10 protein-coding genes and 1 pseudogene are annotated in these 12,955 nt (G+C 72.8%); 5 read left to right on the plus strand and 6 right to left on the minus strand.

Annotated elements, in window-relative coordinates:
• The first annotated feature begins 269 nt into the window (after positions 1–269).
• Positions 270–692 (plus strand): ACT domain-containing protein, encoded by a 423-nt coding sequence (locus tag ABD358_RS17935; RefSeq protein WP_344632058.1) that lies wholly within the window; start codon positions 270–272, stop codon positions 690–692.
• A gap of 36 nt (positions 693–728) precedes the next feature.
• On the opposite strand, the gene ABD358_RS17940 is transcribed toward ABD358_RS17935, so the two are convergent.
• Together ABD358_RS17940 and ABD358_RS17945 are read right to left on the minus strand one after the other, a co-directional pair.
• Positions 729–1,298 (minus strand): maleylpyruvate isomerase N-terminal domain-containing protein, encoded by a 570-nt coding sequence (locus ABD358_RS17940; RefSeq protein WP_344632059.1) that lies wholly within the window; start codon positions 1,296–1,298, stop codon positions 729–731.
• A 404-nt stretch (positions 1,299–1,702) separates the two neighbouring features.
• Positions 1,703–2,317, minus strand: a complete 615-nt coding sequence (locus tag ABD358_RS17945) for a dihydrofolate reductase family protein (protein ID WP_344632060.1) — start codon at positions 2,315–2,317, stop codon at positions 1,703–1,705.
• A 200-nt stretch (positions 2,318–2,517) separates the two neighbouring features.
• On the opposite strand from ABD358_RS17945, the pseudogene ABD358_RS17950 reads away from it, so the two are divergent.
• Positions 2,518–2,910, plus strand: a pseudogene (locus ABD358_RS17950) (DnaJ family domain-containing protein); the annotation flags it as partial.
• A gap of 612 nt (positions 2,911–3,522) precedes the next feature.
• On the opposite strand, the gene ABD358_RS17955 reads toward ABD358_RS17950, so the two are convergent.
• The 4 genes from ABD358_RS17955 to ABD358_RS17970 all read right to left on the minus strand — a co-directional run bounded on the left by ABD358_RS17955 (position 3,523) and on the right by ABD358_RS17970 (position 8,420).
• Positions 3,523–4,977 carry a GH1 family beta-glucosidase gene (locus tag ABD358_RS17955; protein WP_344632061.1) on the minus strand — a complete coding sequence of 485 codons (1,455 nt, stop codon included), beginning with the start codon at positions 4,975–4,977 and terminating at the stop codon, positions 3,523–3,525.
• A gap of 78 nt (positions 4,978–5,055) precedes the next feature.
• A complete protein-coding gene (locus ABD358_RS17960; protein ID WP_344632062.1) occupies positions 5,056–5,982 on the minus strand; it encodes a carbohydrate ABC transporter permease in 927 nt (308 codons plus the stop codon).
• Between the two features lie 18 nt (positions 5,983–6,000).
• Complete coding sequence (locus tag ABD358_RS17965; RefSeq protein ID WP_344632063.1) at positions 6,001–7,017, minus strand: carbohydrate ABC transporter permease; 1,017 nt, start codon at positions 7,015–7,017, stop codon at positions 6,001–6,003.
• 98 nt (positions 7,018–7,115) lie between these two features.
• Positions 7,116–8,420 (minus strand): ABC transporter substrate-binding protein, encoded by a 1,305-nt coding sequence (locus ABD358_RS17970; RefSeq protein ID WP_344632064.1) that lies wholly within the window; start codon positions 8,418–8,420, stop codon positions 7,116–7,118.
• 286 nt (positions 8,421–8,706) lie between these two features.
• Between ABD358_RS17970 and ABD358_RS17975 the strand changes: the two genes are divergently transcribed.
• From ABD358_RS17975 to ABD358_RS17985, 3 genes are all read left to right on the plus strand, one after another.
• Positions 8,707–9,723, plus strand: coding sequence for a LacI family DNA-binding transcriptional regulator (locus tag ABD358_RS17975; RefSeq protein WP_344632078.1), 1,017 nt, complete (start codon positions 8,707–8,709; stop codon positions 9,721–9,723).
• A gap of 295 nt (positions 9,724–10,018) precedes the next feature.
• Positions 10,019–11,479, plus strand: coding sequence for an aldehyde dehydrogenase family protein (locus ABD358_RS17980; RefSeq protein WP_344632065.1), 1,461 nt, complete (start codon positions 10,019–10,021; stop codon positions 11,477–11,479).
• Positions 11,480–11,534: 55 nt separating this feature from the next.
• Entirely contained in the window at positions 11,535–12,908 is a 1,374-nt protein-coding gene (locus ABD358_RS17985; RefSeq protein ID WP_344632066.1) for an MFS transporter, read from the plus strand.
• Positions 12,909–12,955: the final 47 nt, after the last annotated feature.

The following is a 12,955-nucleotide window of genomic DNA, read 5'->3' on the forward strand; positions in this document are numbered from 1 at the left end:
CTCCGCCCTCGTTCCGTCCGTCGCCACCAGATCCCGCCCCGTACGCCGGCTCCGCCCGTTCCGCAGGTCGAACGGCGGACGGAGCTGCTCCACTCTCGTGGGTCCGCGCGGTCCCGATGGGGCGAACGCGCAGACCACAGCGAGGCTACCCCACCGTTTCGAGGTGCTCTAACTCACTGTTTGGGTATGGAGATTGCGGGTATCCGTGGGCGGGCCGCCCGGCGGTCGCCCCGGCGCCGGCCGCCGGGGAGGGGCCGTAGGATGCCGCTGTGGCGGGAGAGAGGGACCTTCAGAGGCTGCTGGCCGGGATGCGCCCGGAACTCACCCCGGGCGAGTACGTCTTCACCACCGTCCCCGGCGGCCGGATCCCTCCGGGAGTCGCCCCGGTGGTCACCGTGGCCGAGGAGGAGGGCCTCACCCTGGTGCTGCCCCGGGAGGAGGCCGACGCGGCCGGGCTCGGCTACGACTACGTGGCCGGCCGGATCACGCTGCGGATCCACTCCGCGCTCGACGCCGTGGGCCTCACCGCCGCCGTCGCCGCCGAGCTGGCCGCGGCGGGGACGAGCTGCAACGTGGTGGCGGGCTTCCACCACGACCACCTCTTCGTGCCCCACGACCGCGCCCGCCGGGCGGTGCGCCTGCTGGAGGACCTCGCCGCCCGGGCCCGGACGGACGGGGAGGGGCGCGGCTAGCGCTGTGGCCGGGAGCGTTCGCCGGGGACGGCTCGGTCAGTCCGGTCGTGCCGCTTCCCACCTCCATGAGGTCCGGCGGGGGAGGCCGTCGAGTTCTCCGCGGCCGGTGCACCACAGGAGTACCCGAGTGGGGTCTCCGGGCGGGGCGGCGGGGAGGAGCCGGTCGAGCACTGCCGCGCTCGGCGGCGCCGGCGGCAGCCAGTCCACGGACAGTCCCTGCGTGATGTCGTAGGTGTGCAGCAGGATTTCGGCGACGCCCATCGCGGCGAACCCTCCGGGGTCGCACGGGCCCCAGTGCCAGGCCCTCAGGGCCGGACTGGCCGTGGCCAGGGCGCTGCTGAGCAGTCCGCCGCAGGCGGCGGCGGCCTGGAGCACTTCGGCCGGTGAGGCGGTGGGGCGGACGTTCAGGTCGATGGGAAGGTAGGCGTCGGTGGGCCGTGCCGCCAGCTGCCCTGCGTAGGCCAGCAGGTCGTGGCCGATGTGGGCCGCCGTTTGCCGGCAGGTCCATTCGAGTGCCCCCGCCGGCACCGTCCAGTCCTCGGCGGTATGGGGGCTGAGCACCCGCAGCATCTCCGCCACAGCGGCGTCGACGTCCTCATGGTCCATGGAGAGCTCCTCACGGTCCGTGTGGTGCACCGGTCCGGGCTGGTCGTCGATCCCTCATACCGCCGGGCGTCTGGCACGTCCGCCCCAGCGGACGGCACCTTCCTCGCCATCCGGCCCGGCCGGGATGATCGCGCCTGGTTCGCCGCCGTCGCCGTGCCGGGCGACGGCGGCTGCGAGGTCGTTCGCCGCGACAGCGAACGCCGTGAGCATGACATCATCCTCGGGGGCCGGCATCAACCGGATCGCGGGCGACCTCACCGGATGGCCGGCCGCCCGCACCACCTGGGACCCGCCTGAAACACGGCCCAGGCCGTCTCGTCCGGAGCAGCCGGCCACCGGCCGGGGGTGCGGCGGGGCGCCGGGGCCCCGTTCCGCGGTCCCGGCGGCGCCCGCGGGCGGAGCGGCTAGCTTCCGACCAGGCCGTACTCCGGCCGTCCCGCCGGACGGTAGACGTGGATCGCGCCCCCGGCACCGGTCGTCCTGGAGTCCACCACGTCCAGGGCGGCCGGCGCCGTCCCGTCGGCGAACAGGCGCTTCCCCGTCCCCAGCAGGACCGGGAAGACCATCAGGCGGTACTCGTCGATCAGCCCGTGCGCCATCAGGCTGTGCGCGAGGTTCCCGCTGCCGTGGATCTGCAGCTCCCCCTCCAGCCGCTCCTTCAGCTCGGCGACCTCCTTCACGGCGTCCCCCGTGAGCAGGGTCGAGTTGTGCCACTCGGTCTTCTCCAGGGTCCGGGAGGCGACGTACTTGGGCAGGGCGTTGAGCCTGCCCGCGATGGGGTAGTCCGCGTCGGTGACCTGCGGCCAGTGGGCGGCGAAGATCTGGTACGTCCTGCGGCCCAGCAGGAGGCCGGTCGCGGTGCGGAAGGCCTCGAGGACGAAGCGGTTCATGTCCTCGTCGACGTAGGGCGCCAGCCAGCCGCCGTGCTCGAATCCGCCGTCGCGGTCCTCGTCCGGGCCGCCGGGGGCCTGTACGACTCCGTCCAGTGTCGTGAACGCGGTCAGTGTCACCTTGGCCATGGCCTGCTCCTGCTCTCTCACTGTTTCCCCGCTCGGGGCGTTCGAGGGGCAGACCGTCCGGCGGGCCGGAACTCATCGGCGCCGGAAGGTTTGCGTCCGGTGTTTCCCGCCCGCGGGTTTCCCGGCCGGGCCGGACGCGCCCCTACCATGGCCGTGTCGGGCGAGGACCACGGCGCGGCCGCGCCAGGGAGGAGCTCACCGTGACCGAACGCAAACCGCCCGGAGTGAGCTTCGAGACGTGGGTGGACCGGCAGGTCCGGGTGGCGGCCGAACAGGGCGGGTTCGACGGCCTGCCGGGGGCCGGCAGGCCCCTGCCCGAACTGGACCGGCCCTACGACGACCTGTGGTGGGTCAGGAAGAAGATGGAGCGCGAGGGGCTGTCCTTCCTGCCGCCGGCGCTCGCGCTGCGCAAGGAGGCGGAGGACGCCCTGGAGGCCGCCCTCCGCGCCCCGTCGGAGGCCGGGGCGCGGCGGATCGTGGCGGAGGTCAACGAGAAGATCCGCAAGGCGCTCAGGATGCCGCCGCCCGGCCCTCCGCTCCGGCTGGCGCCGTTCGACGCCGAGCAGGTCGTGCGCGAGTGGCGCGAGCGGCGTGCCCCGTCCGGCGGTTCCCCCGGTACGGAGGAGCCGCGGGCGGAGGAGCCGCCGGCGGGTAAGCCGTCCCGGCGGTCCCGGTTCGGGCTGCGGCGAAGGCGGCGCTGAGAGCGCGGGGCGGCCGGGTCCAGTCCACGGTCTCCGGATGGGAGGGATGGGAGCCGGCGATCTCCCCCGCGACCTTCCTCGGCCGGGGCGGGAAGGCCCGGGTCTCCCGGACCCCGCGCCGCGGGTCCGCCGGGGAGGCGACGCCCGGGTCGGCGAGGAGGTCGGTGAAGGCGGGCAGGCGGGTGGCCTCCGGCAGGACACCGCCGCGGGCGAACTTGCCCGTCCTGGCCGGCGCCGGCCCGGTGGCCGTCACGGCCGTGACGTCCGCGTCCGAGGTGGCGGGCAGTTCGTCCCCGCCGTCCAGCCAGACCGTCGGGCCGCTGAGGAACCCGCCCACCGGGGCGGGGTCGTGCGCGACGTGGCCGGCGGCCCACTCCGCCGCCGCTCGTGCCTGACGGCCCTTCAGCGGGCCGCCTCCTTCCGGGTGCCGTGCCCCGTCGTCCCGCACGGGCGCGGGCCCGGCCGGTGACGGCCGGGCCCGCCGAGTCCGCACGGGAGGGACGGTCAGGCGGACGGCGCCGGCGGCAGGGCGCCGTCGCGGACCACCTTGGCGTACCAGCGGAAGCTCTCCTTGGGGATGCGCCTGCGGGTGGCGTAGTCGACGTACACCGCGCCGAACCGCTTGCTGTAGCCGTAGCCCCATTCGAAGTTGTCCAGCAGCGACCACAGGAAGTAGCCGCGGACGTCCGCCCCGTCCTCGATGGCCCGGTGCACCGCGGCGAGGTGGCCGTGGAGGTAGGAGATCCGCTCCGGGTCGTTCACCCGGCCTTCGGGGTTGACGTAGTCGTCGAACGCCGCCCCGTTCTCGGTGATCACCATCGGCAGGCCGGGGAAGTCGCCCTTCACCCGCAGCAGCAGTTCGTGCAGTCCGCTGGGGTCCACCGCCCAGCCCATGGCCGTGGTGCTCCCGGGCGACTGGTGGAACGCCACGTCGTCGCCGCCGGGCCAGGGGCTGTGCTCGCTCACGCCGTGCCCGTCGGCGTTGTGGGAGCCGGGGCCGGAGGCGGCGGAGACGAGGGTGGGGCTGTAGTAGTTGACGCCCAGGAAGTCGATGGGCTGGTGGATGGCCTCGGTGTCGCCGTCGCGCACGAACGACCAGTCCGTCAGGTGCGCGGTGTCCCGCAGGACGTCCTCCGGGTACTCGCCGCGCAGCATGGGCCCGGTGAAGACCCGGTTGGCCACGCCGTCGATGCGGCGCGCGGCGTCGCGGTCGGCGTCGCTGTCGGTCAGGGACCGCACGTGGTGGATGTTGAGCGTGACGGACGTCTGCGCCCCGGCGGGCAGCCGGTCGCGGAGGACGCCGGTGCCCAGGCCGTGGGCGAGGTTGAGGTGGTGGGCGGCGCGCAGCGCGTCCACCTGGTCGGTGCGGCCGGGGGCGTGGACGCCGGAACCGTAGCCGAGGAAGGCGCTGCACCACGGCTCGTTCAGCGTCGTCCACATCGTGACGCGGTCGCCGAGGGCGTCGGCGACCAGTCCCGCGTACTCCGCGAAGCGGTGGGCCGTGTCGCGCTCCGGCCAGCCGCCGGCGTCCTCCAGCTCCTGGGGGAGGTCCCAGTGGTAGAGGGTGACGACCGGCTTGATGCCCTTGTCCAGCAGTTCGTCCACCAGGCGGCTGTAGAAGTCCAGGCCCTTGGCCGAGGCGGGGCCGCTGCCGGTGGGCTGGACGCGGGGCCAGGAGACGGAGAAGCGGTAGGCGCCCACGCCGAGGTCGGCCATGAGCCCGACGTCGTCGCGCCAGAGGTGGTAGTGGTCGCAGGCGGTGTCGCCGGTGTCCCCGTTGCGCACCCTGCCGGGCGTGTGGGAGTAGGTGTCCCAGATGGAGGGGGTGCGGCCGTCCTCGTCGGCCGCGCCCTCGATCTGGTAGGCGGCGGTCGCGGTGCCCCAGAGGAAACCGGGCGGGAACGCGAGGGCGTCCCGGGTCTCCGTGCCGGTCCGGGGGGTGCGGGATTCGGTGGCCAACGAAGGTCCTTCCTGTCGGCGGTGGTACGGATGGATAACGACGGGCGGGCGCTCGGGGGAACGCCCGGGAGCGGGGCGTCAGCCCTTGACCGCGCCCTGCATGATGCCGCCGACGATCTGCTTGCCGAAGACGATGAACATGGCCAGCAGCGGCAGGGTGCCGAGCAGGGCGCCGGCCATGATGAGCGACTGGTCGCGGATGTAGCCCGAGCTGAGCTGGGTCAGGGCGACCGGGATGGTGGGGTTGGTCATGTCGAGCACGATGTACGGCCAGAAGAAGTCGTTCCAGGCGTGCACGAACGTGATCATGAACAGCACGGCCATCGCGGGCCGGGCGATCGGCAGGACGATGCTCCAGAAGATCCGCAGGCTGTGCGCGCCGTCCACGCGCCCCGCCTCGATGAGCTCGTCCGGCAGCGCCTCCGACAGGTACTGCCGCATGAAGAACACGCCGACGGCGCTCACCAGGGTGGGGAAGATGACCGCGGGCAGCTTCTGCCCCCAGCCCAGCTCGGTCATCATCATGAACAGCGGGACGACGCTGAGCTGCGGCGGGATCATCATCGTCCCGATGACCAGCATCAGCAGGATGTTGCGGCCGCGGAAGCGCAGCTTGGCGAAGGCGAAGCCGGCCAGGGTCGCGAAGAGCACGGTGGACAGGGCGATCGTCGTGGCGACGATGAAGCTGTTGGTCAGCGCCTTGCCCATGGCCGCGTCCTCCCACGCGGCCGAGAGGTTCTTGAACAGGTTCGGCCCGGGCAGGAACGGCGGCGGGGTCTGGGAGACGCGGGTGTTGTCGGTGGAGGCCGCCACCATCGTCCAGTACAGCGGGAACAGGGAGAGCAGCGAGGCCACGGCGAGCAGCACGTAGGCGACGGGCCCGGCCTTGTGCTGCTGTCCGGCCCCCGGCCGCATGGACAGCCGGAGTCGTCGGTTCCGGGGCGGGGTGGCCCCCGTGAGCGGTTCGAGTGCGTCCGCCCGGGGCGGGACGGTGTCGGTGGTCATGGGTTTACCGCTCCCTGGTCAGGACGGACGGGACGTGAGGCGCTTGACGACGCGCTGCAGGACGAAGACGAGGACGAGCAGGAGGAACATCGCCCAGGCGACCGTGGCGGCCCGGCCCATCTCGTAGTTCTTCCAGCCCTCCTCGTAGAGCAGCAGGCCGAGCGTCTGGTACTGGTTGTCCGCTCCGCCGCTGACGCCGTTGGGGCCCTGGCCGAAGATCAGCGGTTCGCCGAAGATCTGGGTGGCCCCGATGGTGGACAGCACGATGGTGAAGACGATCGTGGAGCGGATGCCGGGGATGGTGACCGTGGTGAACTGCTGCCAGCGCGAGGCGCCGTCGATGGCGGCGGCCTCGTAGCGGTCCCGGGGGATGGCCTGCATCGCCGCCAGGTACAGCAGGGCGTTGTAGCCGGTCCACCGCCAGATCACGATGGAGGAGATCGCGAACTGGGCGGGCCACTTGCTGCTCTCCCAGTCGACGTTGTCGAACCCGAACAGGCCGAGGAACCAGTTGATCATTCCGAAGTCGCGCTCGAAGAGCATGGTGAACACCAGCGCGGCGGCGCCGATCGAGGTCGCGTAGGGCGTCAGGGCCGCGACCCGGAAGAACGCCGAGCCCCGCAGTTTGTAGTTGAGCAGGTGGGCCAGGCCCAGCGCCATCAGCAGCTGCGGGACGGTGGAGATCACGCCGATGGTGAAGGTGTTCACCAGCGCGTTCCAGAAGCGTTCGTCCTGCCAGAGCTCCGTGTAGTTGCCGAAGCCCTCCCACTCCATGATGTCCATGGTCGCGAGCTCCACGTCGTGGAGGGAGATCCAGGCCGTGTACAGCAGCGGGTAGAAGCTGAAGGCCGCGAAGACGACGAAGAAGGGGGCGACGAACGCGTAGGGCGCGGCCTTGATGTCGAACCGGTGGAGGAGGGTGCGCCAGGACCGCCGGGGATTCGGCCGGTCACGGCCGGGGCGGTGCTCCTTGACGGGGGCGGCCGGTGCGCTCTGCGGCCCGCCGGCTCCGGATGCCGAGGTGGAGGTGGCCACGGAGGGCTTCCTTCCTGGAGTGCGGGGTGGGACGAGGCCCCCGGCGACCGCGCGGGGAGGCGGTGGCCGCCGGGGACCTCACGGATGGACGGGCCGGGTCAGTCGACCGCCTTCTTGATGCGCTCGTCCGTGGTCTTCCACGCCTCCTCCGGGCTCTTGCCCTGCTCGACGAGCTGGAGGCCCTGGGAGAAGGTGTCCTTGATGGTGCCGTCCTTGGCGCCGAGCACCTGCTCGTCGGGGATCTCCTTGGCGGCGGCGCCGAAGATCTGCCCGATCGGGGCGTCGCTGAAGTACTCGGACTTCGCCCCCGTCACCACCTCGGACTCCAGAGCCTTCTCGGAGGAGGGGAAGTTGCCGATCTCCTTGAAGATGTGCTCCTGCTGCTCCGGTGCGGTCAGCCAGGCCACCAGCTTCTTGGCCTCCTCCTTCACCGGGCTGCTCTCCATCACCCCGAGGAAGGAGCCGCCCCAGTTGGCGCCCTTGGGGGCCCTGGCGACGTCCCACTTGCCCTTGTTGGCCTCGCCGGCCTTCTCGCTGATGTGGGCGAGCATCCACGCCGGGCAGACGGCGGTGGCGAAGGTGCCGTTGGCCAGACCGGGGTCCCAGCCGGGCTGGAACTGGCGCAGCTTGGCCGTCAGCCCGCCGGTGGAGGCCTCCGAGGCCAGTTTCCAGGCCTCCTTGACGACCGGGTTGTCCTGGTAGATCAGCTCGCCGTCCTTGTTGTAGAACTGCTCGGAGTCGCCGTAGATCATGGCGTTGAACAGGCCGCTGGCGCTGTCCATGTAGGCGACGCCGTCGTCCTTGAACCCGGACTTGAAGTCCTTGCCGACCTCGACGTACTTCGACCAGTCGCCCTCCCACAGCTTGGCGACCTCGTCGCGGTCGGTGGGCAGGCCCGCCTTCTCGAACATGTCCTTGCGGTAGCAGACCGCCATCGGGCCGATGTCGGTGCCCAGGCCGATGACCTTGCCGTCGCCGGTGGTGACCTGGTTCTGCTTCCAGGGCAGGAAGTGGTCGGTGTCCGGCACGTCGGAGAGGTCGGCGAACTTGTCCGCGCGGGTGTCGGCGAGCTCCTTGGCCCGGCCTATCTCTATGCCCTGGATGTCCTTCAGGCCGCTGCCGGCCGCCAGCCGGGTCTGCAGGGCGGTGTAGTAGGTCTGCTCGTCGCCGGCCACCTCGGCCTCGATGACGATGTCCGGGTTCTCCTTCATGTACTTCTCGAGGAGCCCGGTCTCCTTGAGGCCCATGACGCCGTACAGGCCCATGGTGATGACGGTCTTGCCGTCCTTGGTCCGTCCACTCTCACCGTCGTCGCCGCCGGAGCAGCCCGCGACGAGCGCGAGGGCCGCGGCCGAGGCGGCGGCTACGACTCTTGTACCGAACAGCTTGCGGGCTCTGCCCATGGAGTCCTCCTGCGGCGGCGCCGGAACGCCGCGATGCGAACTGGTCGGGCCGTCCCCTGCCCGACAACGACGGTGGGAACGATTCCATTCGCGGGTGGGAGCGTTCCCATCAGGTTGTGGAAGACTCTCGATCCAGAAGGCCGATGTCAAGAAGAGAAGACGATTCCGTTTCGGCGGACGTCGTCGGGCGCACCGTCTCCGCGGCGGTCGCGGCTCCGCCTTCTGGCACAATGCGCAGGTGAGCGCCGTGCTCGGCGCGGCAGGACGAGGGGAGGCGGGCAAACCCATGGGGGCCACTCAGCGGCCAACTATTAAAACCGTGGCCGCGCGGGCCGGGGTGGGACGCACCACGGTCTCCCGGGTCCTCAACGGCTCCCCGCTCGTCAGCGACGAGGCCAGGGCGGCGGTGCAGGCGGCGATCGCCGAACTCGGCTACGTGCCCAACTCGGTCGCCCGCTCCCTGGTCACCAGCCGGACCGACTCCATCGCCCTGGTCATCCCGGAGTCGGAGAGCCGGCTGGGGTCGGAGCCCTACTTCTCCGCCGTGATCCGGGGGGTGAGCAACGGGCTGGCGGGCACCCAGATCCAGTTGCTGCTCACCCTCGTCCGCGACCGGCGCGAACTGGACCAGCTCACCCGCTTCCTCACCGCCCGCCGCGTGGACGGCGTCCTGCTGGTCTCGGTGCACCGCGACGACCCGCTGCCCGGTCTGCTGGAGAAACTCGGGCTGCCGACCGTGCTGGCCGGCCGCCGGTCCCCCGCCGAGCCCCTGAACCACGTCCACTCGGACAACGTGGGAGGCGCCCGCGAGGCGGTCCGCCATCTGCTGGAGAGGGGGCGGACCCGGATCGCGACCATCGCCGGCCCCCAGGACATGGACGTCGGCGACAGCCGGCTGCAGGGCTGGCGGGAAGCCTTGCGGGACGCCGGCCGGGAGGCCGGCGAGAGCCTGGTCGCGCCCGCCGACTTCACCGAGGAGGGGGGCCGCTCCGCCATGCGCTCCCTCCTGGAGCGCCACCCCCGCCTGGACGCGGTCTTCGCGGCCTCGGACGTGATGGCCGCCGGCGCGCTCGCCGAGCTGCGCCGGCAGGGGCGGCGGGTCCCGGACGACGTGGCGGTGGTCGGCTTCGACGACTCGATCGTCGCCCGGCACACCGATCCGCCCCTGACCAGCGTGCGGCAGCCGGTGGAGGAGATCGGCCGGACGATCACGGAGCTCCTGCTCCAGGAGATCGGCGAACGCGGGAGCGCCCGGCACCACGTCCTCCTCCCCACCTCGCTCGTCGTCCGCGACTCCACCTGACGGGACGGGCCGGCCCCGGCCGGCCGCACCGCTCTCCGGAGCACGGAAGCCGGCCCCGCCACCGGGGCCGGCTTCCGTGTTCCTCCGGCCGCCCGCCGCGGGCCCCGCGCTCCTTCCACGCCCTCACCAGGGGTTCGGCGGCCGGCCCGCGGTGCGCGCGGCCTCTTGACACGTCTTCCAGCAGCTCGCAGACTCCCCTGCACCAATGTTTTTGAATTAAAGTTCACCAGGCGAACAACGTGTTGCCCGGTGAGGCCCCGGGCGCCACCCCGGTGCCGAGCAAAGGAGCTCGCCCATGTCCGTGCACCGCGACCTGCTGATAGACGGCAAGGACGTACCGGCCGCCTCCGGGCGCACCACCGAGGACGTCGACCCCTACACCGGGGAGGTGTACGCCACCGTCGCCGCCGGCGGGCCCGAGGACGTGGCGCGGGCCGTGGCGGCCGCCGACGCGGCCTTCCCCGCGTGGGCCGAGGTCAGCCCGTTCGAGCGGCGCTCGATCCTGCTCAGGGCGGCCGACCTGCTCCAGGACCGCGGTCGGCGGGCCGTGGAGCTGATGGCGGGCGAGGCGGGCGGCACGCTGCCGTGGGCGATGTTCAACGTGCGACTGGCCTCCGACATCCTCCGGGAGGCCGCCGCCGCGGTCACCGCGCCCCGCGGCGAGGTCCTGGCCTCCCAGGAGCCCGGCGCGCTCGGCCTCGCGGTACGCGAACCGCTGGGCGTCGTGGCCGCGTTCGCCCCCTGGAACGCCCCGCTGATCCTCGGCGTCCGGGCGGTGGCCGCCCCGCTGGCGGCGGGCAACACGGTGGTGTGCAAGCCCAGCGAGGACGCCCCGCTGGCCTGCGGCTACTTCGTCGCCGAGGTGCTGCGCGATGCGGGCCTGCCCGACGGCGTGCTCAACGTGGTCAGCAACGCGCGGGAGGACGCCGCCGAGGTGGCCGAGGCGCTGGTCGCCGCTCTGCAGGTGCGGGCGGTGAACTTCACCGGCTCCACCGGCGTGGGCCGGATCATCGGCACCCACGCCGCCCGGCACCTCAAGCCCGCGGTCCTGGAGCTCGGCGGCAAGAACGCCATCATCGTCCTGGAGGACGCCGACGTCGACTACGCGGTGGACGCGGCCGTCTTCGGCGTCTTCATGAACGCCGGGCAGATCTGCATGTCGGGCGACCGGGTGCTGGTCCACGAGTCCCTGGCCGAGGAGTTCACCGAGAAGTTCACGGCGAAGGTCGCCTCGCTGCCGGCCGGCTCCCCCGCCGACCCCGCCACCGTGGTCGGCCCCCTGGTCAGCGCCGGCGCCGCCCGGCGCGTCGCCGCCCTGGTGAAGGACGCCGTCGGCAAGGGCGCCACCGTGCTCACCGGCGGCGGCGAACCGGACGGCGCCGTCCACCCGGCCACCGTGCTCACCGGGATCACCCCGGAGATGGACCTCCACCGCGGCGAGGCGTTCGGCCCGGTCTGCTCGCTGTACACCTTCGCCGACGACGACGGGGCCGTGGCCCTCGCCAACGACACCGACCACGGGCTGACCTGCGGCATCCTCACCGAGAACGGCACCCACGGGCTGGCCGTCGCACGGCGGATCAGGACCGGCATCGTCCATGTGAACGACCAGTCGGTGGCGGACGAGCCGCAGGCGCCCTTCGGCGGTGTGGGCGCCTCCGGCTACGGCCGGTTCGGCGGCCGCTGGGGCATCGAGGCCTTCTCCTCCACCCGCTGGGTGACCCTGGCGGGCCGGCACGCCCACTACCCGTTCTGATCCCCCGGCGGGCCCCGGCCCCGTCCCGGCCGCTTCTCTCCCCCGAAGGATTCCCATGTCCGCATCTCCCCCGTCCCCCGCGGACCGGGCCGCACCCGGCCGCACCCACAGCTTCCGCTCGGTCGCGGCGGTGCTCGGCCTGAGCTGGCTCGCCGTCTTCTTCGACGGCATGGACGTCAACATCTACGGCGCGGTCATGCCGCACATGCTCGACGACCCCGGTCTGGGCCTCACTCCCGGCTCGGCCGGCAGCATCGGCAGCTGGACCACGTTCGGCATGCTGATCGGCGCCCTGGTGGCCGGCAACGTCACCGACTGGCTCGGCCGCAGGGCGACGCTGATCACCAGCATCGTGCTGTTCTCCGCCGGTTCCGCGCTGTGCGCGCTGGCCGGCGGCGTCGCCCTCTTCGGCGCCGGGCGGTTCCTCTCCGGCCTGGGCCTGGGCGGTCTGATGCCCATCTGCCTGGCCGTGGTGCTGGAGTTCGCCCCGCCCCGCCGGGCGGCCCTGGCCACCGGTGTGCTGATGACCTCCTACCACGCGGGCGGCATGGCGGCCACGGGCCTGGGACTGGCCATCGCGCCCGAGCACGGCTGGCGTCCGGTGTTCTGGGCGGGCGTGCTGCCGGCCGTCGTCGCCGTGCCCCTGCTGCTGCGCTGGTTCCCCGAGTCCCCCGGCGTACTGCTCGCCAGGGGACGGCGGGCCGAGGCCGAGGCGATCGCCGACCGGTACGGCATGGAACGGCCGCGTCCCGCCCAGGCCCCGCCCGGCGGCGCCAGGGGCCGCTGGGAGGCGGTGCTCGCCCTGTTCCGGCCGGGGGCGCGCTGGGCCACTCCGCTGCTGTGGGCCGCCTCGTTCTGCGGCCTGCTGCTGGTCTACGGCGTGAGCACCTGGCTGCCGCAGATGATGCGGGCCTCGGGCTGGGGCCTGACCTCCTCGGTCAGCTTCCTGATGGTCATCAACGCGGGCGGCATCGTCGGCATGCTGATCGCCGGACGGACCGCCGACCGCTTCGGGGCGGTGCGGGTCTCGGCGGTCTGGTTCCTGCTGACGGCCTGCGGCGCCCTGCTGATGGGCGCGCACCTGTCGCTGTGGGTCACCTACGCGGTGGTGTTCGTCACCGGCATCTGGCTGTTCAGCGCCCAGACCATGGTCTACGCGGCCACCCACACCGTCTACGGCCCGGCCGAGCGGGCCGCGGGGCTGGGCTGGGTGACCGGCGTCGGCCGCACCGGAGCGGTCGCCGGCCCCTGGCTGGGCGGCGTCCTGCTGGCGCAGGGCGCCGAGGGCTGGGGCTTCACGATGTTCGCCCTCGCCGGTGTGGTGGGGGCCGCGATGATCGCCCTGGTCCCGCTGGCCGGGCGGAGCGGGCGGTCCGGCCCGGCCGCCGCCGCGGAGGGGGCGGACGCGGAGGCGGCGACCGCCTCCTGATCCCGGGCCCACCCGGCTTCCGCACCGGGCGGCGGGGCGGCCCCGCC

This window comes from Streptomyces glaucosporus, assembly GCF_039533345.1.
GTDB classification, from domain to species: Bacteria; Actinomycetota; Actinomycetes; order Streptomycetales; family Streptomycetaceae; genus Streptomyces; species Streptomyces glaucosporus.

Coding starts and splice junctions, on each gene's coding strand:
- ABD358_RS17940 (WP_344632059.1), bottom strand. CDS start 1,298: ATGGACCATGAGGACGTCGACGCCGCTGTGGCGGAGATGCTGCGGGTG.
- ABD358_RS17945 (WP_344632060.1), bottom strand. CDS start 2,317: ATGGCCAAGGTGACACTGACCGCGTTCACGACACTGGACGGAGTCGTA.
- ABD358_RS17960 (WP_344632062.1), bottom strand. CDS start 5,982: ATGACCACCGACACCGTCCCGCCCCGGGCGGACGCACTCGAACCGCTC.
- ABD358_RS17970 (WP_344632064.1), bottom strand. CDS start 8,420: ATGGGCAGAGCCCGCAAGCTGTTCGGTACAAGAGTCGTAGCCGCCGCC.
- ABD358_RS17975 (WP_344632078.1), top strand. CDS start 8,707: ATGGGGGCCACTCAGCGGCCAACTATTAAAACCGTGGCCGCGCGGGCC.
- ABD358_RS17980 (WP_344632065.1), top strand. CDS start 10,019: ATGTCCGTGCACCGCGACCTGCTGATAGACGGCAAGGACGTACCGGCC.
- ABD358_RS17985 (WP_344632066.1), top strand. CDS start 11,535: ATGTCCGCATCTCCCCCGTCCCCCGCGGACCGGGCCGCACCCGGCCGC.